This is a genomic window from Polaromonas sp. JS666 (assembly GCF_000013865.1).
Classification (GTDB): Bacteria; Pseudomonadota; Gammaproteobacteria; order Burkholderiales; family Burkholderiaceae_C; genus Polaromonas.
Map to the genome: position 1 here is coordinate 259,616 of NC_007949.1, position 26,494 is coordinate 286,109.

The 26,494-nt window shown below is 57.2% G+C and carries 28 protein-coding genes and 5 pseudogenes; 21 read left to right on the forward strand and 12 right to left on the reverse strand.

What is annotated here, in order from left to right:
* Positions 1-38 precede the first annotated feature (38 nt).
* The 5 genes from BPRO_RS25765 to BPRO_RS25785 form a co-directional block, all read right to left on the reverse strand.
* The gene (locus BPRO_RS25765; RefSeq protein WP_011486000.1) at positions 39-1,232 is read right to left on the reverse strand and encodes an ABC transporter substrate-binding protein; all 1,194 of its coding nucleotides are present in this window, start codon (positions 1,230-1,232) and stop codon (positions 39-41) included.
* Between the two features lie 105 nt (positions 1,233-1,337).
* The gene (locus BPRO_RS25770) at positions 1,338-2,576 is read right to left on the reverse strand and encodes an NAD(P)/FAD-dependent oxidoreductase (RefSeq protein WP_011486001.1); all 1,239 of its coding nucleotides are present in this window, start codon (positions 2,574-2,576) and stop codon (positions 1,338-1,340) included.
* On the reverse strand, positions 2,576-2,899 hold the full coding sequence (locus tag BPRO_RS25775) for a 2Fe-2S iron-sulfur cluster-binding protein (RefSeq protein ID WP_011486002.1): 324 nt from the start codon (positions 2,897-2,899) through the stop codon (positions 2,576-2,578). The genes BPRO_RS25770 and BPRO_RS25775 overlap by 1 nt, the downstream gene beginning before the upstream one ends.
* Positions 2,900-2,909: 10 nt before the next feature.
* Positions 2,910-4,349, reverse strand: coding sequence for a glutamine synthetase family protein (locus BPRO_RS25780; RefSeq protein ID WP_011486003.1), 1,440 nt, complete (start codon positions 4,347-4,349; stop codon positions 2,910-2,912).
* Positions 4,350-4,364: 15 nt separating this feature from the next.
* On the reverse strand, positions 4,365-5,687 hold the full coding sequence (locus BPRO_RS25785) for an aromatic ring-hydroxylating dioxygenase subunit alpha (protein WP_011486004.1): 1,323 nt from the start codon (positions 5,685-5,687) through the stop codon (positions 4,365-4,367).
* Positions 5,688-5,969: 282 nt separating this feature from the next.
* Between BPRO_RS25785 and BPRO_RS25790 the strand changes: the two genes are divergently transcribed.
* Positions 5,970-6,704, forward strand: a complete 735-nt coding sequence (locus tag BPRO_RS25790) for a GntR family transcriptional regulator (RefSeq protein WP_041390467.1) — start codon at positions 5,970-5,972, stop codon at positions 6,702-6,704.
* A 188-nt stretch (positions 6,705-6,892) separates the two neighbouring features.
* Here BPRO_RS25790 and BPRO_RS29005 read toward each other — a convergent pair.
* The 3 genes and pseudogenes from BPRO_RS29005 to BPRO_RS25800 form a co-directional block, all read right to left on the reverse strand.
* A pseudogene (locus tag BPRO_RS29005) lies at positions 6,893-6,988 on the reverse strand (ATP-binding cassette domain-containing protein); the annotation flags it as partial.
* Between the two features lie 468 nt (positions 6,989-7,456).
* Positions 7,457-8,326: an ImmA/IrrE family metallo-endopeptidase gene (locus BPRO_RS25795; RefSeq protein WP_041390469.1), complete on the reverse strand. Its 870-nt coding sequence runs from the start codon at positions 8,324-8,326 to the stop codon at positions 7,457-7,459.
* 5 nt (positions 8,327-8,331) lie between these two features.
* A complete protein-coding gene (locus tag BPRO_RS25800; RefSeq protein WP_011486007.1) occupies positions 8,332-8,655 on the reverse strand; it encodes a helix-turn-helix domain-containing protein in 324 nt (107 codons plus the stop codon).
* A 146-nt stretch (positions 8,656-8,801) separates the two neighbouring features.
* Between BPRO_RS25800 and BPRO_RS25805 the strand changes: the two genes are divergently transcribed.
* The 8 genes and pseudogenes from BPRO_RS25805 to BPRO_RS25835 form a co-directional block, all read left to right on the forward strand.
* A complete protein-coding gene (locus BPRO_RS25805) occupies positions 8,802-9,023 on the forward strand; it encodes a hypothetical protein (protein ID WP_157046021.1) in 222 nt (73 codons plus the stop codon).
* Positions 9,020-9,955 carry an AAA family ATPase gene (locus tag BPRO_RS25810; RefSeq protein WP_011486008.1) on the forward strand — a complete coding sequence of 312 codons (936 nt, stop codon included), beginning with the start codon at positions 9,020-9,022 and terminating at the stop codon, positions 9,953-9,955. Before BPRO_RS25805 ends, BPRO_RS25810 begins: the two co-directional genes overlap by 4 nt.
* On the forward strand, positions 9,952-10,431 hold the full coding sequence (locus BPRO_RS25815; RefSeq protein ID WP_011486009.1) for a hypothetical protein: 480 nt from the start codon (positions 9,952-9,954) through the stop codon (positions 10,429-10,431). The genes BPRO_RS25810 and BPRO_RS25815 overlap by 4 nt, the downstream gene beginning before the upstream one ends.
* A complete protein-coding gene (locus tag BPRO_RS25820; RefSeq protein ID WP_011486010.1) occupies positions 10,428-10,928 on the forward strand; it encodes a hypothetical protein in 501 nt (166 codons plus the stop codon). The genes BPRO_RS25815 and BPRO_RS25820 overlap by 4 nt, the downstream gene beginning before the upstream one ends.
* The gene (locus BPRO_RS25825; protein WP_011486011.1) at positions 10,928-11,833 is read left to right on the forward strand and encodes a CBASS oligonucleotide cyclase; all 906 of its coding nucleotides are present in this window, start codon (positions 10,928-10,930) and stop codon (positions 11,831-11,833) included. The genes BPRO_RS25820 and BPRO_RS25825 overlap by 1 nt, the downstream gene beginning before the upstream one ends.
* Positions 11,834-11,845: 12 nt before the next feature.
* Positions 11,846-12,610 carry a DUF6602 domain-containing protein gene (locus BPRO_RS25830; protein ID WP_011486012.1) on the forward strand — a complete coding sequence of 255 codons (765 nt, stop codon included), beginning with the start codon at positions 11,846-11,848 and terminating at the stop codon, positions 12,608-12,610.
* A gap of 577 nt (positions 12,611-13,187) precedes the next feature.
* The gene (locus tag BPRO_RS29010) at positions 13,188-13,772 is read left to right on the forward strand and encodes a uracil-DNA glycosylase family protein (protein WP_011486013.1); all 585 of its coding nucleotides are present in this window, start codon (positions 13,188-13,190) and stop codon (positions 13,770-13,772) included.
* Positions 13,773-13,815: 43 nt separating this feature from the next.
* Positions 13,816-14,190 (forward strand): annotated as a pseudogene (locus BPRO_RS25835) (DUF488 domain-containing protein); the annotation flags it as partial.
* A 177-nt stretch (positions 14,191-14,367) separates the two neighbouring features.
* Here the strand turns inward: BPRO_RS25835 and BPRO_RS25840 are convergent.
* The gene (locus BPRO_RS25840; RefSeq protein ID WP_011486015.1) at positions 14,368-15,777 is read right to left on the reverse strand and encodes a PLP-dependent aminotransferase family protein; all 1,410 of its coding nucleotides are present in this window, start codon (positions 15,775-15,777) and stop codon (positions 14,368-14,370) included.
* Between the two features lie 123 nt (positions 15,778-15,900).
* On the opposite strand from BPRO_RS25840, the pseudogene BPRO_RS30660 reads away from it, so the two are divergent.
* The 12 genes and pseudogenes from BPRO_RS30660 to BPRO_RS29950 form a co-directional block, all read left to right on the forward strand.
* A pseudogene (locus tag BPRO_RS30660) lies at positions 15,901-16,044 on the forward strand (cupin domain-containing protein); the annotation flags it as partial.
* Between the two features lie 105 nt (positions 16,045-16,149).
* Complete coding sequence (locus BPRO_RS25845; RefSeq protein ID WP_011486016.1) at positions 16,150-16,605, forward strand: DUF3788 domain-containing protein; 456 nt, start codon at positions 16,150-16,152, stop codon at positions 16,603-16,605.
* Between the two features lie 107 nt (positions 16,606-16,712).
* Positions 16,713-17,129, forward strand: coding sequence for a cupin domain-containing protein (locus BPRO_RS25850; RefSeq protein ID WP_041390473.1), 417 nt, complete (start codon positions 16,713-16,715; stop codon positions 17,127-17,129).
* Positions 17,130-17,362: 233 nt separating this feature from the next.
* Positions 17,363-17,998 carry a nitroreductase family protein gene (locus BPRO_RS25855; RefSeq protein ID WP_011486018.1) on the forward strand — a complete coding sequence of 212 codons (636 nt, stop codon included), beginning with the start codon at positions 17,363-17,365 and terminating at the stop codon, positions 17,996-17,998.
* Between the two features lie 227 nt (positions 17,999-18,225).
* A complete protein-coding gene (locus BPRO_RS25860; RefSeq protein WP_011486019.1) occupies positions 18,226-19,182 on the forward strand; it encodes an AraC family transcriptional regulator in 957 nt (318 codons plus the stop codon).
* A 318-nt stretch (positions 19,183-19,500) separates the two neighbouring features.
* Positions 19,501-20,046 carry a carboxymuconolactone decarboxylase family protein gene (locus BPRO_RS25865; RefSeq protein WP_011486020.1) on the forward strand — a complete coding sequence of 182 codons (546 nt, stop codon included), beginning with the start codon at positions 19,501-19,503 and terminating at the stop codon, positions 20,044-20,046.
* A 165-nt stretch (positions 20,047-20,211) separates the two neighbouring features.
* Positions 20,212-20,921 (forward strand): annotated as a pseudogene (locus tag BPRO_RS25870) (SDR family NAD(P)-dependent oxidoreductase).
* A gap of 42 nt (positions 20,922-20,963) precedes the next feature.
* Positions 20,964-21,530: a carboxymuconolactone decarboxylase family protein gene (locus BPRO_RS25875; RefSeq protein WP_011486021.1), complete on the forward strand. Its 567-nt coding sequence runs from the start codon at positions 20,964-20,966 to the stop codon at positions 21,528-21,530.
* Entirely contained in the window at positions 21,527-22,225 is a 699-nt protein-coding gene (locus BPRO_RS25880; protein ID WP_011486022.1) for a glutathione S-transferase N-terminal domain-containing protein, read from the forward strand. The genes BPRO_RS25875 and BPRO_RS25880 overlap by 4 nt, the downstream gene beginning before the upstream one ends.
* Before the next feature lie 59 nt (positions 22,226-22,284).
* Positions 22,285-22,908, forward strand: coding sequence for an FMN-dependent NADH-azoreductase (locus tag BPRO_RS25885; RefSeq protein WP_011486023.1), 624 nt, complete (start codon positions 22,285-22,287; stop codon positions 22,906-22,908).
* Positions 22,905-23,369, forward strand: a pseudogene (locus tag BPRO_RS31015) (pyridoxamine 5'-phosphate oxidase family protein); the annotation flags it as partial. The gene BPRO_RS25885 and the pseudogene BPRO_RS31015, both read left to right, overlap by 4 nt.
* Before the next feature lie 93 nt (positions 23,370-23,462).
* Positions 23,463-23,912 carry a GNAT family N-acetyltransferase gene (locus tag BPRO_RS29950; protein ID WP_041390573.1) on the forward strand — a complete coding sequence of 150 codons (450 nt, stop codon included), beginning with the start codon at positions 23,463-23,465 and terminating at the stop codon, positions 23,910-23,912.
* Positions 23,913-24,252: 340 nt separating this feature from the next.
* On the opposite strand, the gene BPRO_RS25905 is transcribed toward BPRO_RS29950, so the two are convergent.
* The 3 genes from BPRO_RS25905 to BPRO_RS25915 all read right to left on the reverse strand — a co-directional run bounded on the left by BPRO_RS25905 (position 24,253) and on the right by BPRO_RS25915 (position 26,434).
* Positions 24,253-24,498, reverse strand: coding sequence for a hypothetical protein (locus BPRO_RS25905; protein WP_011486025.1), 246 nt, complete (start codon positions 24,496-24,498; stop codon positions 24,253-24,255).
* 538 nt (positions 24,499-25,036) lie between these two features.
* The gene (locus tag BPRO_RS25910; protein ID WP_011486026.1) at positions 25,037-25,735 is read right to left on the reverse strand and encodes a glutathione binding-like protein; all 699 of its coding nucleotides are present in this window, start codon (positions 25,733-25,735) and stop codon (positions 25,037-25,039) included.
* Positions 25,736-25,738: 3 nt separating this feature from the next.
* The gene (locus BPRO_RS25915; protein ID WP_011486027.1) at positions 25,739-26,434 is read right to left on the reverse strand and encodes a glutathione S-transferase family protein; all 696 of its coding nucleotides are present in this window, start codon (positions 26,432-26,434) and stop codon (positions 25,739-25,741) included.
* Between the last annotated feature and the right edge of the window lie 60 nt (positions 26,435-26,494).

Genomic DNA, 26,494 nt, shown 5'->3' on the forward strand with positions numbered 1-26,494 from the left:
GGCGCAGTGAGTCCGGCGTCCGTCGATCGGTTGCTTGACTACTTGACTTCTTTGGCGGGATCCTTGATGCGTTCAAATTTGTCGAACTCGACGTTCACGAGTTCTCCCTTAACCCGCTCGGTCTTGCGGATGTAGACCGTCTGCACGATGTCGCGCGTCACTGGATCGATCTGGATCGGACCGCGTGGGCTCTCGAAGCTCAGGCCCTTGAGTGCCTCCATGACCTTGTCGCCCGACACGTCACCCTTTGTCTTGGCGAGAGCGAGTTCGATGGCTTGCATCGCGTCGTAGGCCGTGACAGAAAAATAGCTTGGTCGCAGCGCTGCGCCCAAATCAGCGGCGAAGTCCTTGACGAACTTCTGGTTCTTCGGGGAAGGATGGGCATACGAATAGTGGTGGCTGGTGATCAGGCCCAACGCGACGTCACCAGTGGTGCCGAGGTAGCTGTCGTCAGTGGCTTCGCCGGTCGCGAAAAGCTTTATGCCAGCCTCCTCCATGCCGCGTTCCTTCCAAACCTTGAGGAAGGCCGGTGGCATCACCCCGGAGGGAAAGAAGAAGAATACGGCCTGCGGTTTGGCGTCCTTGATGCGCTGGACGTAAGCCGAGAAATCGGGGTTGTTCATCGGCGTGCGCACTTCGCCCGAGACCTTGCCGCCGCCGGTGGTGAAGGCTTTCTTGAAAGCGGTCTCGGCATCTACGCCCGAGGCGTAGTCGGCGACTACGGTGTAGGCGTCCTTCACGCCCTGCTTGAGCATCCAACGCGCCATCGGGTCCGTGACCTGCTGCACGGTGAACGACAGGCGTGCGACGTAGGGCGAGCTGGTCGTGATGGCCGAGGAGGCGGCGTTCATCACGATGGTGGGAATCTTCGCCTGCGTCGCGATCGCGCCGACTGCGTATGCGTTAGGGCTGAAGTCCAGGCCGGTGAGGAAGCTCACCTTATCGCGCACCACCAGCTCCTGCGCGATTCGCTTGGCCGCGTCCGGTGCTGGACCACCGGTATCCTTTTTGATGATCTCTACCGTTCGGCCGGCGATTTTACCGCCGTGTTCCTTGAGATAGAGCGCCACGCCGGCGTCGAACTGGCGTCCGTAGTCGGCATAGGGACCCGAATAGGTCGCGATCAGGCCGATGCGAAGCGGCTCGTCGGCGGCTTGCACGGCGCTCATCACGCCGAGGGCGCCGAGGCAGGCCAGCGTCAAGCTGGCAACCAGATTTTTCTTCATCATCATCGTGGGAGCTCCATTCGGTAAAGCCGGGTGACCGGCAGGTAAGGTGGTTAAAAAAAGGTTGTGCCAGTGCGCCTGAGCGGAATTCATCCGTCTCCGGACCCCGGATCAGTGGGCGCCACTTTTTTTGAGGTCAAAGGATTCGTCAGCGAGCTGGTAGGCAGTGAATTGCGCGCGTGCGCCGATCAGCTTTCGGCTCTGCATGTGCTCGGATGGCTTGTTCACAGAGTGCGCAGCCACCAGCGTGCCGTCGCGCAGATAGAACACGCTGAAGCGGTCGGTCGCCATGTCGCCGCGCAGCACAACGTCGTCGCCGGGCAGGGGCAGTCCGGCCATCTGGAACTTGAGATTGAACTGGTCGCTCCAGAACCAAGGTACGGCGACGCAGGGCTGTGCGCACCCGACCATCAGCGACGCGGCGGCTTTCGCGCCGTCGTTGGCTGCCTGGATGGATTCGAATCGCATGCGCGCCGGTGCGCCGGGCGCAGCCGGCAGTGCCATGTTGGCGACATCGCCTGCGGCAAGCACATGCGGTGCGGAGGTCCGCCCAAGCATGTCGACAACGATTCCGTTGTCGATAGCGATCCCGGCCTGCTGCGCCATCTCGGCGTTCGGTTGTACGCCGATACCGAGTACGACCAGGTCGCAATCGATGCGCATGCCGTCATCGAGCTCTACCGAGGCCACGCGCCCCTGTTCGCCGTGCAGCGCACGTACGCCGCGGCCTGTCAATAGGTCGGTGCCGCGCAGTCGGTGCGCATGTTCGACGTAGGCCGCCATCCTGGTCGGGAGGCTGCGCATAAGCAGACGAGGCTGCGCTTCGATCACCGTGACGTCGACGCCGCGTGAGTGCAGCGCCGAGGCGACTTCGAGCCCAATGAATCCGCCGCCGATCACGCAGGCACGCTGGGCGCGGTCTGCGGCATCGGCGACGCGCAGCGCATCATCGAGCGTGCGCAGATTGAACACGCCTTCGAGCTTCGAACCCGGCAGCGTGAACGACCTGCAGCGCGCACCGGTGGCCAGGGCGAGCCAGCTGTATTCGAGCGTGGCACCATCGTCCAACCTCACGGTGCGTCCGCCGACGTCCATTACTTCAGCGCGACGTCCGAGCAAAAGCTCGATCTCGTTCTGCTCAAAGAAATCTGGGCCGCGCAATGGCAGCTGGTCGATCGTCGTCTTCCCGGTCAGCATGCCCTTCGACAGCGGCGGGCGTTGGTAAGGTGCGTGGACTTCCTCGCCGACGATGACGATACGCTCCGCGAAGCCGAGTTCGCGTGCACTGGCGGCGATCTGGACGCCTGCATAGGAAGCGCCGACGATCACTAGGGGTTTGGCGTTTGTCATTAGCTTTGTGCCTCTGGAACGCGGACGGTCAGGCCATCCAGATCGGCGGTCACTGTGATCTGACAGCTCAAGCGACTGCTGGTCAGGCGTGCGGAGGCGACGCCATCGAGTAGTTCGTTCTCCATGTCGTCGGGCGGCTGAAGGCGGTTGATGAAGGCGTCGTCGACGTAAATGTGGCAAGTCGCGCACGAACAGGAGCCACCACATTCGGCATCGATGCCCCGGATGTTGCTGCGGACAGCGTTCTCCATGACGCTCGAGCCGATCTTGGCTTCGACGCTGCGAATGCTGCCGTCTTTGAGGATATAGTGGATCATGGGCATGATGGTTTAGTCAGAACATGTCGAAGTATTCGCGGTGTTCCCACTCGCTGACTTCCAGGTTGAATCGCGCAATCTCCGCTTCTTTGATGTCACACAGGTAATCGACAAAGGTCTTACCCATCTGTTCGTTCAGCATCTCGTCCTTACGCAAACAGGTGAGTGCGTCGCCCAACGAGCGAGGCAAACTTTCGGCCGGCGTTTCATAAGGTGCATCTGCAGATGGCCCGGGATTCGTTTTCTTACGAATGCCGTCTAGCCCCGAGAAAAGCTGTGACGCGAGGTAGAGATAGGGATTTGCGGTCGGTTCGCCCACCCGGTTCTCGATGCGTGTCGCGGTTTGACCGACGCCACCCAGCACGCGCAGCATTGCGCCGCGGTTGTCGCGCGCCCAGATCGCGCGGTCGGGCGCTAGCGAGAAGGGCCGATAGCGGCGATAGCCGTTGATGGTTGGACTAGCCAGCACCGCCGCGCCGCAGGCATGCTGCTTCAGGCCGCCGAGGTAGTGCAAGCCGATGTCGCTCAGGACCTGTCCGGCTACTTCGGGCATGAAAGCGTTAACTCCATCACTCTTGCGAGTCAGCGACTGGTGGAGGTGCCAACCGCTCGACATTACGTTCGGAATACGCGGACGGCACATAAAGGTGGCGTGGTAGCCGGCGCGCTGGCAGATCTGCTTGATGGCGCTGCGCAACAGCACCATCGTGTCGGCGGGCAGCACGCCAGCAGTCGGGCCGAACGTCAGCTCGAACTGACTCGGGCCGTATTCGACCTCCAGCGAGCGCAACGGTAGCCCAAGCGCAAGAAGTTGCGAGCGCAACAATTCCATCACCGCATCGACGCGATCGTAGCGCAGCTCGGTCAGATACTGATGACCGTGCGACAGCAGCGACACGCGTGGCGGCTCGCCGGGCTGGCCCGAATCGCCAAGACCCATGCGCGCGTCTTCAAGTTTGAAGACATGGAATTCGACTTCGAGACCGGCGATGAAGTTCAGTCCTATCTCCCCGAGTTGGCGAACGGCGCGCTGCAGGATCTGCCGCGTAGCGTAGGGACAGGGTTTTCCATCGGGCATGTACGCGTCACATAGGACCCAGCCGGTGCGCGGCGTCCACGGCAGCACCTTGAAAGTTGAAGGGTCCGCCACGACCGTGAAATCGGCGCCCCCCTGGAAGCCTTCGATTGCGAAACCGCCGCCAGCGGCGAATACGGGAAAGACGGTTTGGTGAGAGGTGTCTTTCGCCAACAGCGTAGAGGTAAGGTTTACGCCATCCCACAGCGCGGCGCGGGCTTCGCTCGCAACCAAGGTTTTGCCGCGCAGCAATCCGTGCTGGTCGGGCCAGGCGAAGCGGACCACATCAATCTCGCCGGCGTCAATGCGATGAACCAGGTCGCGGGCCTGCTTCAGTTGGTCCTCGGACCAGAGGCCGTGACGGTCTACAAATGTGCTCATGTCGTATGGCCGTTCTTAAGCTGTGAGACGGGCGGAAGCCCAGTCCGATTTGAGGCGGCGCTCGCGATCGGCGCTTTGCCAGTAGCCATCTGCGCTGCCTGCTTTCGCTATGCCGTCGATCGACGGCGGGCCGGTGAGCGCGCCAGCTTGCGCGGCGTCGATAATCATGGGGGCGCTTTCGCCGGCCAGCGTGCTATCGATCGCCTTTACCAGCATGCGACGGTACGCGACGATGCCCTTGTCGGTACTGCCCAAGTGTTCACGCGTGCGATCCTGGATTGGTCCCTGCGACTCGATGGCCCACTGGTCGTGCACGTTGATGTCGTCGCCCATGCCGGTGTACGTTTCGGTCAGCTGCTCGTCGATGCTGTAGCCGTAGTTGTTGCGCTTGTTCTTGCGCGAGGTGTAGTCGGGCAGCTCGTAGAGCTTCAGGCGCTGGTCGCGCATCTGCTGCTTGTCCACCGGGCCGGTGAAGCTGGTGAAGATGGCATACCAATAGCAATGCGTGTCGTCGACCGGCACGTGCCACTGCGAGATCGTCATCTCGGCGCTCATCGGGATCACGAACGCCTGTGGAAACACAAGGTTGGTCACGCGCACGTGGGTGCTGGTCTCGGAGAGCTTGCGCAATGCGGTCAAGCGCATACCGTAGTCGGTCGGGTCGACGCTGATTTCGGGCCGGTCGTACTCGCGCAGCACCTTGGTGATCGGCATGTCGGAGTCGGCCGACGCGCCGCGGAACTGCTTGCCGTAGCTCTCGGACGTGTCCTCGTCCTCGAAGAAGCGGTGCAGGTAGGAGGCATGGGCCGGGTCGATGCCGACCTCCAGCGCCTGCAGCCAGTTGCATTCGAACAGACCCTTGAATGCGAAGGTGTGCGAGTCAGGTGCCACGAAGCAGTCGAACTCGGGGAACGCCGGCGGCTCGCCCTCGCCGATATACGCAAACACGGTGCCGGCGCGCTCGATCACCGGGTAGGCGCCTTGCTTGACGCGGCTGCAGAGCTTGCTGCTGGCGGGTTCAGCGGGGGTTTCGAGGCAGCTGCCTTTGGCATCGAACAGCCAGCCGTGGAAAGAACAGCGCAGGCCGCCGTTTTCAAGCCGGCCGAATGCCAGGTCGGCACCGCGGTGTGGGCAATCCCGGTCGAGCATGCCGAGTTTGCCGCTCTCGTCGCGAAACAGCACGAAATGCTGCCCCATCAGTTGTACTGGCCTCACCGGGCGTGGGCCGGTCAGGTCATCGGCCAGCGCCACGGGCTGCCAGTAGCGGCGCAGCAGCTTGCCTGCCGGGGTACCGGGGCCTACCCGGGTAATGAAATCGTTTTGTTCGGCGCTGATCATAGGTACTCCATCAAAGGTAACGGGCAGGAAATTTATTGTATGCAGTGGCATGCATTATTTTATGTGGCGCTGATGTTAGTCAAATTTTTTCGCGATAAAACAGCAAAATAAACGTAAAAACTAGGGTAAATACCTAAATATTGGCGCGTGAAATCACGTTTCGTGGCGGATAAATGAGTGCCGCCATTTCATTGTATGCAACGATTTGACCATTTTGCAGTGTTGCGTGCAGCTCCACTGCTTTTCCCTACAATCGGTAAATCCTCCGCTCTACAAAAACCGATGGACTCCCAACAATCCCGTGTGCTGGTGCAACTCCGAGACTTGATCCTCAAGGGTGAATTCGTGCCCGGTGAGCGGTTGGCGGAGATACCGCTGGCGGAAAAGCTCGGTGCTTCGCGCACGCCCGTGCGTCTGGCGCTCGCCAGCTTGGAACACGAGGGCTTGATCGAACAGTCGCCGAGTGGCGGTTACCAGATGCGCCGCTTCACCTCGCAGGAGATCGCTGACGCGATCCGCGTGCGCGGCGTTGTTGAAGGCTTCGCGGCCCGCTTGCTGGCAGAAGATGGCGCGTCGCGCCAGTTGCTGCGCGACCTGCACGAATGCCTCGACGACGGCGACAAAGCGGTCAACAAGGTCGACATGAATCTGGACGACTATGCGGCCTATGTCGAGATGAACGACCGCTTCCACAAACTGATCATGCAGGGGTGTGGCAATGTCGCGCTGCAGCGTGTGATGGACATGCTCGCCGGCCAGCCCTTCGCCTCACCCAGCGCCATGTTGCCTATGCAGTCGTCGATCGAAGAGGGGCACGAATGGATGAAACAGGCGCACCGCACGCACCATGCGCTGGTGCAAGCCATCGAGCGTGGTCAAGGCTCGCGCGCGCAGGCGCTGGGAGAAGAGCATGTCGAGATCGCACGCATGAATCTCGACTACGCGCTGGAGCGCCCGGAACTCGTCGCCGAGCTGATGCCAGGCATCCGTTTGGTTGGGGGCAAAGCGCGAAGCTGAGCAGTCAGCGCATTCGAATATCCGCGGGCCTCCAAAGCCTGCGGGAGAGGGGCGCCACGACGCCGAGCGCTGGCGCGAACCCGAATGGCATCCGTCTGACATCGCGTGGCCCGGTGAGTGGCGGAGCTACGGCCTCCTAGAGGCATGGTGCTTCAGGTCCAAGGTGCATCGGACCTCTAGCGCGAGGGCATCAGTGAGGCGATCGGGGTTGTTTTACCAACCCCATTGCGTCCCAACAATGCCAAAGTTTTTCCAGATTCGAGTTCAAATGAAACCCCGTCCAACGATCACTGCCCAGATGTCTCCTATTGGTCGATGGCGGGTGCCGGATCCATCGAAATCACGGCCGTATTGCTGACCAAAAGCCTGTAGCCCTGAGTGGCCGGTCTGGAGCAAGCAGATCGAAAAGCTGTATGACGGCAGTCAGTCTGTACCTGGCATTCACGCGAAATCTTGCACAACACTCTGACCACTGACTCTTCAAGACTGGCTCCAGACATACAGCTTTTGGAACTGCCTCCTCCAAAGCGGTCACTGAGATCCGGCGCTTGAATGCCTGCAATATGGCGTTGAGTTCGCTACTGGCAAGACCCGAAACCGACCAATACCCGTCGTTCGATGCCGGCGACCGATAGCAGCCAGTCACTTCTGAGTAAAGCTGACGCTCGACAAGCGGCGCAGCATGATAAGCCGGCGGTTTTCATTGAGGTTGCGCGTCGAATGTGGCGAGTACGAACGCCAACTCGGACTCGTTATACACCCCACTCCCGAGGCGCCCAAACCTTGTCACCGCGGGACAGGTGCAGCAACGATAAGGTGTACCCATAGTTGTCACACACGAGCTTCATCTCTCGAGCGACGGCGTCAGGATGCGCATGCTCAAACCATGTGTTCAGGCTGACGCGCCGACCTAGGCGACAAGATTCCATTGTTTTTTCGGCCGCTAGCGATTGCATTGGTAGTTCGACCACGCGACCCCGGGTCCTGATGAAAGCACCGTTCATTCGGGCCTTGTCAGACGAAACGCTCCAGTCGATGAAGCCGTCCCGCGACAGCACGAGCACGGCGCTCTCCTCGGTAGAGAGAATCCATCTCAGACACGTCGCGGTTAGAGATACGCCGAACTTCGTCGAGGCCTCCGACAACATCTCGAAATCTATGGCGTGGCCCGTCATGCAAACCCGGAACTGCTTCATTGGCATCAGCAAGTTCGACGCAAACTCGTCAGCCTGCGACTCCAGCGCCTTTTGGTTGGGCCCCCAGTGGACCATGTCGGCCTCGGAGCATTCGAAAGCTTCCTGCTGCTGCCTATGAAGCAGGTAGTGCCCGAGCTCGTGCGCCTGAGTAAACCGCACCCGACCAGGCGACCCAAGTTGCTCGTTGTACAGGAGCGCCCACCCGCGGCGTTCTTTGATGTGGAAGAGACCCCCTTCGAACATTGGTAGGTTCGCCGCTCTCACCTCCACTATCGGGTCCGGCCACTTCAGCGTCTGACCAACGTCGAGCGCCAACTTATCTACCGCAACGGGGAATCGCTCAAGACCTGCAGCTTCCGCCGCATCGAGCCAATGAGTGAGTCGGATGGCTGCACTGCTCGGATTGAAGTTGTCTCCTACGGCCATAACGCTCAATTCGGCTTTCTAAACGTCTCAAGTATGCGGCGCAACTGCTCTTTTGAATCCTCATCGAGCTTCGAGAAATTACGAAAAAATTGCTTGTCTCGATGCGCTTCCTGCGGGTTGTCGACCGAATCATCAACGAAGAACGAAACGTCTACGCCCAGCACGTCGGCGATACCCTGCAATTTCTCGGCGGACGGCCGCTGTGACTCGCGGTTTTCCAGTTCCCACAGGTAGCTCTTGCTCAAACCCGCCTGATGGGCGAGGGCCTCAAGGGTCAACCCTTTCTTGGTCCGGTAAGAACGAATCTTTTCGCCGAGTTTTGTGGCCATCGAATTTGGCACCTTATTGAAAAGCCTAACATCATACTGCTATACCGAACTTTTTATATGGAATACCCGAGTATTTTGAGTGGATGGCAAAATCGCTATTCCGAACTTTCTGTTAGTCTATAGCCATCTCACAAATGGAGCATTCCATGGAATCGAAGAACAACGGTAAGCAGTGGACCTCTGCTGAACTGAGTCACCTTCAAGAACTGGCGAGGGGCAACATGCCCATCCACATCATCTCTGTCAAGGTACACCATACGCTCCCGGCTGTCCAGTCGAAGGCGACGACCAAAGGCCTCCCTGGTATGCCCACCGACCAGTCCTCTTCAACCACCGCAAGCCCTAACCGTCTGGAGCAGTTCGTATGAAAACAACAAGGCCTTCTCCCTTGCATCTGGTGCAGTCCCATGACCTGCCTCGCGGAATTCAGTCCGTCAGAGCGCTACCAGACCCCGAGCTGGCGGCGCTTTGGGACAGCATCATCGTTGAAGATAGCGTGAAGGAACGCCTGCTTTCGCAAGCGGTGCTGAACTACACCTTGAGACCCAAGGTGGAGCGCAGCGTCCTGCCGCTGCACGGAGTCATATTGCTTGTCGGACCACCCGGAACCGGCAAGACCTCGCTCGCTCGCGGACTCGCAAGCACCGTCGCATCGCTTCTGAAGGGGCCAGCGTTTCGTTTGGTTGAGGTTGACCCTCACGCCTTGACGAGTTCCGCAATGGGGAAAACGCAACGCGCTGTTGGCGAACTGTTCTCGCAGTCCATTGCCGAGCAAGCGGCGAGCGGTCCCACCATCGTATTACTCGACGAGGTGGAAACTCTGGCGGCCGACCGGACCCGCATGAGCCTGGAAGCCAACCCGGTCGACATCCATCGCGCGACCGACGCGGTGCTTGTACAGCTGGATGCGCTCGCCAGCACCCACCCGCAGCTCCTGTTCCTCGCCACGAGCAACTTCCCTCAGGCCATCGACGGTGCATTCACATCCCGCTGCGACCTCGTCATGGAAGTGCCGCCGCCCGGGGCCGAGGCCTCGCGCCAAATCTTGCGGCAATGCCTTGTGGGGGTTGGCGAGACATTTCCCTCGATCGCAAACCTGGCAGACAGCAAGGACCTCGAGAGCCTCGCACGTTCCACGGCCGGTCTCGACGGCCGAACCCTGCGAAAGCTCGTGGTCAATGCGCTTGCCATGCGAAAAGAGACCGCCATGGACCCTAACAAGCTCACCATTGCGGACTTGCTTGCCGCAGCAAAACTCGCTCAGCATAGCCGCGCGGCCAGCAAGGGAGACCGCCCATGAGCACAGTATCACGACGGGATTTTCGCAGCATTCCGCATCGCGACGCTTCGGCCACATGGGCAGCCATCGTTGACCTACTGACTAATGGCGGTAACGACGCAGGAAAGCGGCAGGAATTGTTGAAGGTTGCTGGGGTGGCGAGCAGCGTCATTGCTGACCAAGGGCCTCGCGAGAGCCCTATCGTAGTGACCTGCGACGGTCCACGCACTCGAATTTACTGCAGTTATGACGACGATGCTCTGGACGACTCCAACAGCAACGAAGCCAAGCTGGGCTTCGACGCGTTGAAAGGCGACTGGCAGGTCTCGCTGCCGGTCACCGAGGAGGACTTGGCCTGGGTGCAAGCGGCGCTTAAGAAGAGCAGTAGCCGCGTCGTTGCTCGAGACAAAGACTCCGGCATCGAGGTTGAACAGAAGGCGCAGGCCGCCGCGGGCAATGAGTTCGTCTTGGATGCCGAGGGGTTTATGAAGTCATGACTACCGTAGCAGCCTACTCATACACCCATTCTGTCACCTACGTCGCAGACAACGTGCTCAAGAGCTTGAAGGACATCATTCGCCTCAGCGGCATGGATCCGACCAAGCTCACTGATGAATGGGACAGCACGCACCGTGCCATCAAGACCTGGCTCGAAAGTGAACACCTGGAGAAAGTTGTTCTCGAGGTCTACAACCCGGCTACCGGTTCGCTCGTACTCCGGTGGGATATCGACATCGTCTACCAGTGGTCCAGCAGCGACGGGGCGTTTTACACCGATACCGATCAACTCCGCTACCACATCAAGAAGGCTGGCGTGGCACCCGCAGAAGCGCGCTACGACATCCTGTTGAAGAACAAGCCGGGCCGTCCTGACGTGGCAGGCTGGGGGCCGGGCTCGTTCCGCGCAACCGATGGCATGGTTCGCCAAAGCCTTGGGTCGACCATCGACCACAGCGGCCTGGGTGGAAGCGCTGCATATTGGAGGACCCGCTGATGTTGACCGTCGAAGAGGCCTTTCGCAAGTTCAAGAGCCGTCTTGAACTCAATGAGCGGGAAAAGCAAAACGCGAGCAAGCGGCATACGGAAGTACGGGAGCATCTTCGAGCGCGCTTCGCAGTCGACCGCGACTTCCTGACCGGCTCGTACGCCAGATACACCAAGACCAAGCCGCTCAAGGACATTGATATCTTCTTCGTGCTGGCCGATTCGGAGCGCAAGAGATATCGCGACCAACCGCCTAACGTGGTCCTCGACGACTTCTGCAAAGCGCTGGTGGACAAGTACGGCAGGGATGCGGTGCGCAAACAAGGACGCTCAGTCAGTGTGGACTTCGGCGTCGTCATCGACGCCGAGGACAACACTGACTATCGCGTGGTCAGCGTCGACGTCGTGCCGGCGTTTGCGGTCGGCGGCGACTACGAGATTCCAAATGCCGACACCGGCAAGTGGATGAAGACCAACCCCGAAATCCACGCGCAGGAAGCTCGCGATGCCCATCAGGCCTTCTCCAACGAATGGAAAGGCTTAGTCCGCATGGTCAAATACTGGAACAACAACGCAAAGCACGGCAAGGACAAGCCTGTGAAGCCCTCCTTCCTCATCGAGGTGATGGCGCTCCAATGCCTGCACGGCGGCTGGCAAGGGCGCTTCGACTACGAAATACAGGCGTTCTTCGCATCGTTGGCGGATCGAGTGCTCGACGAGTGGCCGGACCCCGCCGGCCTCGGCTCGCCCGTGAGCGACGGCATGGATGACCAGCGCAAGGTTCGAGCGAAAGAGTTGCTTCAAGCAGCGAGCCGCGACGCGGCCAATGCCATCCAGCTGACCAAACGAGGCTTAAACGGCGATGCATTAAAGGCCTGGCGACAATTGTTCGGCCCGAAGTTTCCTTTGTCTTGATGGGTGAGCAACATGACTATCACGATGCCGACGACCCCCACCGCTCTCCAGGCGTCTAACGACGACGTGTCCTGGCTACGCGAGTCATTCGCCATGGTGCAGACCAACCTGCGTGCGCAGATGGGACTGGCCTCGCACTCCATCAGCCATGCGGGCACGATGGGCTCGGTCAACGAAGAGCACTGGCTCGAAGTGTTCAGGTCGTATCTGCCGAACCGATACGATGTTGCCACCGGCATCGTCATCGACAGCCGAGGCAACAGAAGCGACCAGATTGACGTCGTAGTCTTCGACCGGCACTTCACTCCGACACTACTGGACCAGAAGAACCACAGGTACATCCCGGCCGAGGCGGTCTACGCGATGTTCGAGTGCAAACCGACTATCGACAAAGCGTACATCGAATACGCAGAGGCAAAGGCAGCATCGGTCAGGCGCATGCACCGCACGTCGGTTGCCATTTCGCACGCAGGTGGCGTGTACAAGCCGAAGGCGCCGTTTAGGATAGTTGCAGGACTCCTGGCGCCTCAGGCAAGTTGGGTCGACGGCCTGGGCGAGGCATTTCGGCGCAACCTGACAATAGATGACGCATCGAAGCTCGACTGCGGCTGCGCGCTTGAGCATGGCTGTTTTGACTTCCACGACGGACAACTTCTTGTCGCCACGGAGCAGGGCGCGTTGATGTTCTTTCTTTTTCGCCTGCTTGCACGCCTTCAGTCGCTTGGAACTGTTCCAGCAATCGACTGGGCAGCATACAGCCGCATCATCAGGCCGTAGCTCGGCACGACGGCGCTGACCGACACTACACTTGTTTGCAGTTCGGCATTTGCACCGTGTCGTTCGACGGCACACACGTACCTAACGAGCGACGGGCGGCACCGCCAAACGCCACCCATGAACGACCGCTGTGCGACAGTTAGATAGAACAACCGTTCCTGACCGTTCAGTTACTTCGACGAACGTCTGGTTGTCTTTAAGGCAAAGGACCGCTTCGGGCACGATGGAGCCTGTGACCGGTGGCCGCAATCTGGAACCCTGGTTTTGGAAGTGCCCAATGACAGCTTTCTGGCTAGCTCTTTCGACCGGCAATTCGGTGTCGTTTAGTGCCAACAGCCGATCGGGATTTTTTTTCGACGGTCAACAGAAGACCTTGGATTCAACGGCGGCTTTGACACTTAAGCATTGTGGTGCACTAGGTCATGCGAACTTTGATGCTAATACTTACAAGCCATAGCACCCGGTATTGCGATGTATTCAAGCGCTGAGAATTTACGCAGGGTGGAATAGTATGCTTATCTGGCGAAATTGACGCTCACCGCAACTTCCAGAAAACAGAAATTTCCAGGTAAGAAAAATGGTTCGAAGTACGAAAATGTTACATGCGGAAATTTCTTCCTGCACGAACTGTGCACCAAATTTGCCCTTAGGCCCTCGTCCGGTAGTGCAATTCGGCAGAACAGCGCGGATTTTGATCATCTCACAAGCGCCTGGTACGAAGGTCCATGCCAGCGGCATTCCCTGGGACGATCAAAGCGGCGCGCGTTTACGGGAATGGCTTGGTATATCACCACAAGATTTTTACAATCCAGAAAAAGTCGCCATCATGCCAATGGGATTTTGTTATCCCGGCAAAGGAAAAAGCGGCGATTTACCACCACGGCCTGAATGCGCGCCCCTGTGGCATGACAGGATTTTGGCGCAACTACCGCCTGATCGTTTGACATTGCTAGTCGGAAGCTATGCGCAAGCGTATTATTTGCCACAAACAGCGCATCGTTTGCTAACGGATAAAGTTGAAGCGTTCGCCTCTTTTCTACCCGCATTTTTTCTGTTGCCGCATCCGTCATGGCGTTGCGTTAGTTGGATGGCTCGCAATCCCTGGTTCGAAAGTAAAGTTTTGCCGGTGTTGCGTGATACGGTGCAAAAAAGCCTCGAGTAAATGAATAGTTGTTTACGACAGCATGGCCAGTGAGGAACAATAAATGTCCAATCTAGGCAATAAACGTCCAATGATTTCGATTCGTCGAGCATATGAGGATCCGTCCGTAGACGATGGCTATCGAGTGCTGGTCGACCGTCTCTGGCCTCGTGGCCGTAGCAAAGGATCGCTCAAACTTGATCAATGGGCGCGCGAACTCGCACCGACCGACGAATTGCGAAAATGGTTCGCGCACGATCCGCAACATTGGGAAGTTTTCCAACAGCGCTATCGAAGCGAACTTACCGAAGCAGAAAAATTGCAGCTGATGCAATTACTGCTCGCAAATGCCGCTGGCCGGCCGATAACGCTTGTATACGGCGCTAAGGATGAGCAACATAATCAGGCGGTAGTGTTGCGCGAAGTCATGTCGAAGCTGCATCTAAAAATTACAAAAATTCTTGTGGCTGCGAGCAGCGCCATGATGGCGATATTCCACGTCACGCCTACGGCCGCCATTCAGCTTGCGATATCCGAACTGCGGAACTCTGGCTACGCGCGGCGGCGCATCTGTTGTTGACTTTCACTAGAGTTTTCTTCGTAATCTAACACCGGGCTAGCAATATCGGTCGATGATCTCGAACAGCTGACGACATGATTTCGCGACGTACGGTTCAGGTGCCGAGGCAACCCCGAGTAAAAGACCGGGTAAGGCCCTGGATGGAGTCGCGAACCACGCAGACAAAGGTGATGGTGCGATGCCAATGCTCCTCGCTTCCCGAACGATCTGCACGTCGGGGGCACCATCGGGAAGTCTGAGAAGTACTGCCAAGCCGGCCTTAATCCATTCTGCGTCGCGCATTCGTAACTGCTCGCATAGCGCGTCACTCTGGGCAGAATATAGACGCTTGAGTCGACGTACGCGCTGAATGTAGTGACCATCACGCATAAATTGAGCCGTAGCGAGTTGAGTTACGGGTGATGGCGCAGGGGCAAGTGTTGCGGCTACCTCGGAGAATGCGGCAGCCAGTTCGGCTGGCACCACGACAAATCCAAGTCGTAGCCCCGGGCTAATAGTCTTGCTGAAAGAACCTATGTGGATAACCCTTTTCCCCTCGTCCAAAGATGCCAAGGCGGGTGCCGGTCTGCCTTCTAGTTGCAGCTCGCTGAGGTAGTCATCTTCGATGATCCAGGCATCATTCGAGGTTGCCCATTCAAGTAATTGAAGCCGTCGCCTCAAAGACAGAGTCGTGCCCAACGGAGCTTGTTGACCGGGCGTCACCACGACTAACGCGGCGTCCGCGGCGTTCTCGATTCCGTAGTCTACGTTGAGGCCTTCGGCGTCCACCGGTACCGGGACAATATTCAAACGAGCGAGCTCTAAACCCTTCCGGGTAAGAAGAAAACCAGGCTCTTCCATCCAAACCTTCCTACCGTCCAAACCTAACACTCGTAGTACAAGGCCTAAGCCGGAACTGTATCCCGAAGTGATCAACACCTGCTCCGGGAAGCAGTGGAGGTTTCTAGAAATGGAGAGATAGCCTGCAACCTCTCTGCGCAGCTCGAACTCCCCTCTAGGATCGGGATAGACCAGTGATGAGAAAGATCCCGTCTTCAATAAATTGGAAGAGCGTGCGCGGGCGAAAAGTTTGTCCGGAAACCCTTCCATCGCTGGAATGCCGAGCTGAAAGATCGCTGGCCCGGCCATCATCTCCTGATAGGTTTTCATAAAAGCCCCGGGCTGCGGCGCTTCTGGTTTCACAGTAGCCGCGTGAGGTCGTGGCGCTACGCGGGTGCCCTTTGCTCCGAATGTTTCGATCATCTGAGAGTCAGATAACCGTTCATACGCCGCTTGAACTGTGCCGCGAGCCACACCAAGTTGTGCGGCTAGACCCTGCCACGAGGGCAATCGAGTGCCAGGTGCGAGGAGGCCTGACTCTATTGCCCGGCGAATACTCACACAAATTTGTTCAGACAGGGACAGCTTCGCTGTCCGGTCGAGCTGAATTTGCAGGTCTGAATTCATACTCTTAGTACACACAAAAATGGGGAATCTTGGTTCTTTTATTCATATCATCGATGGTACAGAATATGTTTACATTAACGCACAAATTTATAAGGTCAACATGGACTCCCGAGCATGATCGCTTACCGCGCTGGTGAGAGCTGGTCTGAACCGCCCGGCGCAAGCCATCCCGTAAGCCAGAACGCGAGCAAAACCCAAGCTGCAAAGCTGCTGGCCATATTCGTCGTTGATAGCAAAGACAAAGAACTGACTACGCCAGTCAAGTAGACACCGTCTTGGAAAATCTCGCGAGAAGCCCATGAAAAATCGTCTGTAGAAAGAGCAAGCATCAGCTCCATCAGAGCAATAAATTTGAGGCGTGAGGAAAGCGACATGGAACAGTCCCCCCAGATCGGCGACAGGATCAACGACAAATCAGCACCGCCCGATGAGAGCACGATCCGCGACTGGATGGGGCCGGAGGCGTTCGAGCATTGGACCGAGCTGCGGAGCTGGATCGAGGCATCCTACCCGGGTGTTTTCGCGCCGGATTGGCTCTATGGTGGCAAGAAACGCGGTTGGTCTCTGCGTTATACGAAGACCAAGGCGTTGTGCACCTTAGTGCCGGCATACAAGCTGTTTTCGGTTTTGGTCGTCTTGGGGGGAGCAGAGCGAGAGAAGTTTGAGCAGCGGCGCTATTTCTGGAGTCCGCAGTTGGTCAAGCTCTACGATGAAACCCGAACCTACCATGATGGGAAGTGGCTGACAGTTGCGATCTCGTCCGCAGATCATCAGCATGAGGTGACCGAGCTTGTGAGTATGAAGCGTCCTCCACTTTCCGATTCTTAGTACACACAAAAATTGGGAATCTTGGTTCTTTTATTCATACCATCGATGGTACAGAATATTCGCACATTGACGCACAAAATTCTAAGGTCGACATGAGACATCCGAGCATGATCGTTCATTCGATTCTGATTGCGTTTTGCACGACAGTTGCAATCTTCGTCAGCACTGATGTTGCAGCGCATGAGCCCAGCGAAATTGTGAAGCCGAATTTTGAACAAGCAATTCCCAATCTGCCGGGTAAATCACTCGTCGCTGTAGAAGTCGAGTATCCACCAGGCGCTGCCTCGTTACCCCACATGCACGCGAAGTCCGCTTTCATATACGCGTACGTGGTATCCGGCGCGATCGAATCAAAAGTCAACGATGGTGACGTGCGTGTGTACCGCGGTGGTGAGAGCTGGTCTGAACCGCCCGGCGCGAGCCATCCCATAAGCCGGAACGCGAGCAAAACCCAAGCAGCAAAGTTGTTGGCCATATTCGTCGTTGATAGCAACGACAAAGAACTGACCACGCTACCCAAGTAAACCCGATCTTGGAGCGCGAAAGGAGCATACAGGCCGTCGCAATGAGCCGATCTATTTATGCGCCGATGCACGCCTGCTGAAGCACTGTTGGCCGACTGCAAGAGACTTATTCATGCAGCATTCAACAGAAGCAGAGGAGAAACCGCCGACCAACACCCCGAACAAACCCGAGTACGCGTAGTGCGAAAGCACTCCTATACATCAACCTAATCCTTCACCCCATAGGAATAACCGTGATCAACGGAACCACCAAGACCAATCCCGTCATCGAATGTATTCTGAGCCGCACCGCTGCCAAGTATTACGACCCTGACGCTACCTTAAGCGATGAGCAAATCTATGAGCTCGTGCGAATCGGCACCACCGCACCAACATCCTTCCACTTGCAGAACTGGCGCTTCATCGCCGTGCGCACACGTGAAGCTAAGGCTCGACTGAGCCCAATTGCTTGGGGCCAACCTCCGATCACCGAAGCATCCGTTACCTTCATCATCTGCGGTCAGTTAGCCGATTCCAGCGTAATACCAGAGCGCCTGGCTCCATTGGTGAAAGCGGGCGTCATGCCAGCAACGATGGTGCCGGAGTGGGAGAACCCTGCACGCGGTCTTTACATGGAGCAGCCGCAGCGCCAGCGTGACGAGGCAATGCGCACCGGCACATTTGGCGCGGCAGCGATGATCTATGCAGCCCGTTCGCTGGGCCTAGGTTCGACGCCAATGATCGGTTTCGATGCTGACGCGGTGCACCGCGAGTTCGGACTGACCAAGAACGAAGTGCCGGTCATGCTGTTGTCCATTGGGGCGGAGCGTGCGGGAAACTGGGCGCAGAAGCCACGCCGTCCGGTGACCGAGGTACTGAATTTCATCTGAACTCTTTCCGGTCGCATCGCCTCCCGTGAGATCTAGGAGTGATGCAACGTAACACCAAAACCCGGAGGCACCCAGGAAGTAGTCTTGGAAACGCCTCCGGTTTTTTAGTTTTCCAAACGAGCTAGCCGGTTACGTATCCGATCAGTTCGCGCACTGAGGCCCTGTGGTCGTACAACCGTTTTGCAACCGCAATAAAACGTTTGAGCGTTTCAAGTTTCCGAGGTCCTATGTCCCAAGTCGACTGGCTGAGCAGTCTCCTGCAAATTATTACCATCACTGGTCAGTTAGAGGCCCGCTGCGCCTACGGTGCGCCATGGCGTGTAGCCTGGGCTCAGTCTGCGGCGCACGAGATTCCCTACCACGTCGTTCTCAAGGGGCGAGCCATTATTGAGGATCCGACGACGAGGATGATCAAGGAGTTAGTGGGCGGAGATATCGTGCTGTTGCCTCATGGATCTGCGCATGTGCTGCACGATGGCAGCGGACATACGCCGGGTCGCATCTACAGTCGCCAAGGTTCTGCAGGATGGGTGCTCAGCGAGAATGATGGTCAGGGCGAGCATCTGGACATGTTGTGTGGGCGATTTTTCATCGGACCGCCACATGATCGGCTGATTCGCGACTATCTACCCTCGACTCTAATGGTGCGTGCCATAGACAGCGGTGGTGAAAAGGGTATCGGGTCTGCTTCGAGCCATCTGGCCAGTCTCGTGGGGTTGATGCGCACGGAGTCCTCCGGCGACAAACCGGGCGGAAGCGCCATCCTCAACGCGCTTAGCTCAGCTCTGTTCACACTGGCGCTCCGTGCGGCAAGCGAGTCCGAACAGGCCCCGGCTGGCTTGTTGGCGCTTGCAGGCCATTCACGACTGGCCCCAGCTATTTCAGCAATGTTCACTGAGCCGGCGCGACCATGGAACCTGCCTGGCCTGGCCGACTTGTGCAGCATGTCACGTGCCACCTTCGTACGACACTTTCAGGACAAGCTGGGGCGCTCGGCCATCGAACTGCTGACCGATATCCGGATGAGCTTGGCCGCCAACGAGTTGAAGAAACCGGCGATGTCCACCGAAACTGTGGCCGACACAGTCGGGTATCGATCCGTAGCAGCCTTCCGGCGTGTGTTCACCGACAAGATGGGGATGACGCCGGGGCAATGGCGCCGTCTTGCGCACGAAGGTGGCTAATGCGCTTCGCTTTCTGTATGCAGCGTGGATGAGGTGCTAGCTGTGCTTAATGTTGGTGTCACCCATTTCGCGGTTTGCGACATACGTAACGGTTGAGAACCGTGCCGCAAAAGTCGTTTTGCAGTGCCGTGCTGCAGTTGGGATGAATTGCCTCGTTGCTTTGAGACTCTCCGGCATTTTATTGAGCAAAGGTAGTCTCGAAATTGATATCGGGTAAGCCTAAAGTGGAGGCTCCTAATCACGAGAGATGTCCCACATGGACTTCCCCCAATTAGTGAAACCAGTAACTTACTTAATTACTTATCTACGGAGATTATGATGACAAGAACTGCAGCTCTAAAGCCAGAACAGGTGCCGGCTGATTCGAAACCGACTCTCGATATGTTCACCAAGAACATCGGATTCACCCCAAACATGATGGCGACTTTCGCGCAGAGCCCGATCGCGTTCAACGCATGGGCCACCTTGCTCGGCTCCTTGAGCAAGGCGCTCGACGTGAAAACACGTGACAGCATCGGCCTCGCTGTCTCCGAAGTGAATGGTTGCAACTACTGCCTGATGGTTCACAGCTATACGGCCGAGCATATGGCCAGGCTGCCGGCCGATGAAATCATTCTCGCTCGGAAGGGCCATGCCACCGACCCGAAACGAGATGCCGCCGTGCAGTTTGCGCGCAAAGTCATTGAGGCCCGCGGCCAGGTTAGCGACGCCGATCTGAAAATCGTCCGCGATGCTGGTTACACGGATGCGAACATCATGGAGATCGTCGCGCTGGTGGCCATGTACTCCCTGACTAATTTTATCAATAACGTGTTCGATCCCGAGAAGGACTTCCCCGCCGTTACACCGGCTGGCGCGATCTGAACTCTATCCGGTCGCATCAACATCTCCGAGGGCCCTCGGAGGTTTCATGTGATGCGAACGTAACGCCAAACCCAGATACACCTCCGAAAGATTTTTGGGAACGCGTCTGGTTTTTTCATATGTGCCGACGATAGATGAAGCGAACAATATTTTCAGGGATAACGCATGAACAAGTCACAGAAGGTTGTTGTTGTCACCGGTGCGTCGCAAGGCATCGGAGCTAAAGTAGTACAGGCATTCCGAAAGCTCGATTACCGCATCGTCGCGACCTCACGTTCGATCAAACTGCCGGACGACGAGAATATCTTGAACATCGCCGGCGACATCGGCGACCCCACAACCGCTCGACGTGTCATTTCCGAAGGCGTCGCACGATTTGGCCGGATTGATACGCTCGTGAACAACGCCGGCATCTACATCGGAAAGCCTTTCACCGAACACACGGCCGAAGACTACGTTGCCGTGATGAATGTGAACATGGCGGGCTTCTATCACATCACGCAACTCGCGAACCTGAGATGGAAAAAAGCTCGAGTGGCCACGTGGTGAGCGTCACGGCCAGCATCGACCAGGCTGCAATCAGTGGGGTCTACTCGGTCTTGGCGGCTCTGACGAAGGGCGGCGTCAACGCAGCCACGAAGTCACTGGCGATCGAGTACGCGAAGAAAGGCATTCGCGTGAATGCTGTCGCTCCGGGGAACATAAGGACGCCGATGCACGCGCCTGAAACTCACGAGGCGCTGGGAGCTTTCAACCCTATCGGACGCCTGGGTGAAATAAGCGATATCGCCGACGCCATCCTCTTTCTCGACTCTGCACCGTTCATCACTGGAGAAATCCTGCACGTCGATGGCGGGCAAAGTGCTGGCCGCTGAGATGCGCCATCAAATCAAACCAGTAACTTTAGGAAGACGACGATGCCAAAAATTGCTGCTCTAAAGCCGGAACAGGTGCCGGCCGATTCGAAACCGACTCTCGATGCATTCAGCAAGAATCTCGGGTTCCCCCCAAATATGCTAGCGACTTTCGCGCAGAGCCCGATCGCGTTCAACGCATGGGCCACCTTCCGCAGCTCCTTGAACAAGGCGCTCGACATGAAGACGCGTGAAGCCATAAGTCTCATTGTTTCCGAGGTGAATGACTGCAACTACTGCCTAGCGGTTCACACCTACGCAGCCAATATGGCCAAGATGCCGGCCGACGAAATCATCCTCGCCCGGGAGGGCCATGCCTCCGACCCGAAGCGCGACGCCGCCGTCCAGTTTGCGCGCAAAGTTATCGAGACGCGCGGCCAACTCAATGACGCCGATGTTAAAGACGTCCGCGATGCCGGCTATACGAATGCGAACGTCATGGAGATTGTCGCGCCGGTGGCCATGTTCTCTCTGACAAACCTTTTCAATAACGTGTTTGATCCCGAGAAGGACTATCCACCCGTTCCGCCGGCTGGCTCGATGTCGAGAAGTTCAGGAGAAAGAAAGTGACACTCGATCATCCGATTTTCAAGCGGTGGCCGGCGCGGTACCCCGATCGGTTGCAACTCTTTTCTCTTCCGACACCCAATGGGGTGAAGGTCGGCGTCATGCTTGAAGAAACGGGCCTCGCCTACGAGCCGCACCGGATCGACATCATGGCGAACGAAAACCACGACCCGGCCTTTCTCGCGCTCAATCCCAACGGCAAGATCCCCGCAATCTATGACCCCGACGGGCCGAGCGGCGCGCCGCTCGCGCTGTTCGAATCGGGCGCGATCCTCCTCTATCTTGCCGACAAGACGGGGCGATTTATCTCGGCCGATCTGAACACCCGCTACGAAACGATCCAATGGGTGATGTGGCAGATGGGCGGAGTCGGGCCGATGTTCGGCCAGGTCGGCTTTTTCAACAAATTCGCCGGCAAAGCCTATGAGGACAAGCGCCCGCGCGACCGTTACGCAACCGAATCAGCGCGGCTGCTCGGCGTCCTCGACGACCGTCTCGCGGGCCGCGACTGGGTGATGGGGGCTGATTACAGCATCGCCGACATTTCGCTGCTCGGCTGGGTGCGCAATCTGATCGGGTTCTACGAAGCGCGCGAGCTCGTCGGCTTCGACCGCTTTCTTAATGTGCAGGCGTGGTTCAACCGTGGCCTCGCGCGTCCGGCGGTGCAGCGCGGGCTCGAAGTAACGGCAACTGACTGAGGAGAATAAATTATGAAAATAGTCATGATCGGCTTCGTAAAGCCATTGGGATTGTTCGCATGAACATCCTCCATATTGATTGCAGCCCGCGTCCAGAATCACACAGCCGCCAGCTTTCGGCGGCGATCGTCAAAAAGCTCCTTGAGGTTGCGCCCGGCGCGAGCATCAACCGACGAGACTTTGCGGCTGCCCCCCTGCCGCACGCTTCGCCCGACTACGCGACTACCCTGTCGTCGCCAGCTACCTTGGCGGCCCCATTGAAGGGCGCGCTGGAGCTTTCCGAGACGCTTATTCAGGAAGTCGAGGGGGCCGATGTAATTGTCATCGGAACGCCCATGAATAACTTAACCGTTCCCTCGGTCTTCAAGGCATGGATCGACCAAATCCTTCGTGCCGGTCGCACGTTCAAATCGACGCCAGCCGGGAAGGTGGGAATGCTCCGGGATCGTCCCGTGTTTATCGGCATCGCTTCCGGTGGCGTCTTTACCGGCAACCGAGCCCACCAGCCCGATTTTCTCACGCCGTATTTGTCGGTGGTGCTGGGCAGCATTGGGCTGAAAACCCTGCAATTCCTCTCCGTGCAGGCCACTGCGTTTCTCGACCGGGACCAAGCCACATTAGCCAGGGACAAAGCGCTTGCGGCGATCGACCTCACGGTCATGGGAGAGGTTCCATGTCTATGACTGAAATCACTGCCGACATGGAAGCGATTATCAAGCAGGCGATATTGTCGTTCGTAGCGACAGTCAACGAAGACGGAACGCCCAATCTTTCGCCGAAGGCGTCTTTGACGGTCAGGAACGGCGTTCTCTACTTCGCCGATATCGCATCACCCTGGACGATACGGAACTTGAAGCGCAATCCCGCCGTCGAAATTAACGTAGTCGATTTCTTCCAGAGGCGTGGTTATCGATTTAAGGGCCAAGCGTTGGTGCTGTCGCCCGGCGATGAGGAGTATCTGGTGATCGCCGACTGGGTTCGAGCGACGAACGGCCCAGAGTATCCCGTCGAACACGTCGTCAAAATCGAACCCACTTCGATCACCCCGTTGCTGTCGCCGGCCCATGTCTTTGCCGCCCCTCTTCGGAGTCAGGACGAGATCAGGAACACCTACCATCAAAAGTACGGTGTGAAACCCATCGGGGCAGAAGTGCAGGGTCCGGGAAACAACCGGCCACGTCCGCGCGCCCGTCCGCATGCAGCAGCGTGGCGGTCATCCGAATTTCAGGAGCATTCTGTGCAATCAGTCGAGATCAAAGCCATTGAAAACAGCGATTTTGATATTTGGTTTCCGCTGTGGAAAGACTATCAGCGATTCTACGAAGTGGATATCCCCGAGTCCGTGACGCTCAAAACCTGGGCGCGCTTCTTGGACCCGGTCGAGCCGATGCATGCAGCGCTTGCCATGGTGGGTGAACAAGCAGTGGGGCTGGTGCATTCGATCTATCATCGATCCGGCTGGACGACGAGCGACGATTGCTATCTTCAAGACCTGTTTGTCGCAGTCGATGGCCGTGGCAGCGGTGTCGGCCGCGCGCTGATCGAGCATGTCTATGCGGATGCGAGAAGTCGCGGGACCTCCCGCGTGTACTGGCTGACGCACGAATCCAACCATAACGCCCGGCAGCTTTACGACCGCATCGCTGATCGCTCGGGTTTCATCCACTACCGAAAACTACTTGCCTGACACGCTGATTCCCCAGTTCCTGTGTCCCAAGTGACTGGTTGAGCCATCTCCTGAAAATGATCGCCATCATTGGCCGGCGCGCGGAGCCTGGGACCAAGTTGAAGTGGCGTGTTCTGCCAGATGGAAGAATCATCGTGCGTGCTAAGACCAAGTCGATACTGGACATGAAAGGAATACTAAAGGCCCCTAACAGGAAGAAGGTTCGCATCGAGGATATGAGTCCTTAGTGCTGAGGGCCGCTTTGGGCACCATGCGGCCATCCATAACGGACAGGTCTAGGACCTTAGCCGCGGAAAGAAAGTCGAGTGCGGCCGCTCATCCAACTCCTGGAGTTTTGGCCTCACGCTCCGACCGCTTCTTTTACACACTTCTTAGAGAAACTACTCTTGGCAGCGCCAGCCAACTTCTTGTCCTTGGCGGCCAGATCACACTTGGTTGCAGCGTCCTTTTCACATTTTTTCAGGAAAGAGTTCTTGGCTGCGCCGGCAAGCTTCTTTTCAGCCGCGGCAGCTGTGCAGGTCGCATCCTGGGCGTACACCGCACCGGTGAATGTGAGAGCGGCAATCAGGCAAAGTTTTTTCAGCATGAAACATTTCCTTGTGAGTGGGGACATCCCGAAGGGCAGTCTAACCAAGTGCCGGCGATTCCAAAATAGGTCGACCAGCATGGCTGCGGTGAATGTCACCGCCCGGGACTGAACGCGACAGAAGCGAGCACCTGCAGCGATCAACTCAGGATTGAACCCGCTGCCTCACATGCCGGCTCAACCCCTCACAGGCATCTTCCACCTGGTTCAGCACATGCTGGCGGGTTATCGGAGTGATAGTTGTGCGTGCCGGCCGAGTCCACTTGTACCTGATCGGCCAGGCCATGCTCGATGAGCTTTTCGGAATACACCGTGAGCCGTGGGGCTTCGGCAGATGTTGACTGCGAACAACATCGTGCGAATGGCTCGAATGCTGATGCAGATACCGCAAGGGGCGCTCTGATGAGCCGCCAGAACGGGGGTACGGAGCCCCGCGACACAATCGGGGCACCCAACACTCCTCGCAGCGGTCCAAAACACTGGATGGACTCGCGTTTGATGTCCTGAGCAATTCATCCCGGCGAATTTCAACAGCCTGTTAGCGAATAGTTTTGGCATCCTGCCCGAACAAAATGCTCTTGGACTTCTCATCGACGGTCGGTGCGATATTGATGGATTTAGCCAGGTCATAGGCTTTCCGGGTAGCTGACCTGACACTAATCCTCTCGAACCATTGATTCAACGCAGGGAAGTGGTTCATATCCTGTCTTTGCCGCTCATGAGGAACAACCCAAGGATAAGCCGCCATGTCGGCGATAGAGTAATCGCCGCAGATGTACTCACGACCATCCGATAAATGTTTATTCAGCACCCCATAAAGCCTTGACGTCTCTTTGACATAGCGGTCAACGGCATAAGGTAGTTTTTCAGGGGCGTACTGAACAAAATGGTGATTTTGCCCAGCCATGGGACCCAAGCCGCCCATCTGCCAAAACAGCCATTGAAGACATTCACTCCTGCCGCGCAGGTCGTGAGGTATGAACTGCTTAGTTTTATCGGCAAGATACAGCAGGATCGCACCGGATTCAAAAACGGCAATGGGCTCACCACCACCTTGCGGCGCATGATCGACGATGGCAGGAATCCGGTTGTTAGGAGCGATCTTCAAAAACTCGGGGGTGAACTGTTCCCCCTCGCTGATGTTGATTGGCTTAATGTCGTATTCAAGCCCAACCTCCTCCAGGTACATCGTGATCTTGTGGCCATTGGGAGTGGTCCAGTAGTACAAGTCAATCATGGATCAGGCGCTTGCTTGTTTCAGGCGTTCATTCGAAGGGAAGAGTATTTTCCGAGCATCTTCATCCACCTCGGACTTGAATGCGAATTTGGTTTTCAATGCCTCCGCTCGCTGTGCGGCGGGGCGCGCATTGATCTCGTCTAGCAAGCGCTTCACATGGGGAAGTCTCTCCCACGCGTCGGCGCCCAAAACAAGAGGTGCTACTCGGGCCCAGCCCCAAACCGACATATCGACCACCGTGTATTCACTGCCCATCATGTAAGCCTGAGTTGTCAAGCGGTCATTAATGATGTGCCAATGACGCCACGCTTCGAAGTCATACCGGTTGACAGCATATTCTTTGGGTTCAGGCGCGAAATGCTTGAAGTGGACCGCTTGACCACAGTAGGGGCCAATGCCTGTGGCAACAAACATGAGCCATGAATACATTTCAGCCTTGTTGGCTGGGGTATTGGGTGGCACAAATTTGCCAATCTTCTCGGCCAGATAGATCAACATGGCATTGCTGTCAAAGACACGGATATCGCCGTCCACCATCGCTGGTGTTTTGGCATTGGGGTTGATGGCCTTGAAAGCCTCCGAATGCTGCTCACCCTTGCGGGTGTCGATCGCAATGAGTTCGTAAGGTTCGCCTGTTTCCTCAAGATACAAGGCAATCTTTAAAGGATTGGGCGAAGGGTGGAAATAAAAGTTGATCATCAATGGCCTCCTTGAAAAAGTTAAAAAATCGGAATCGCATGAACACCAGCCAAATTGCCA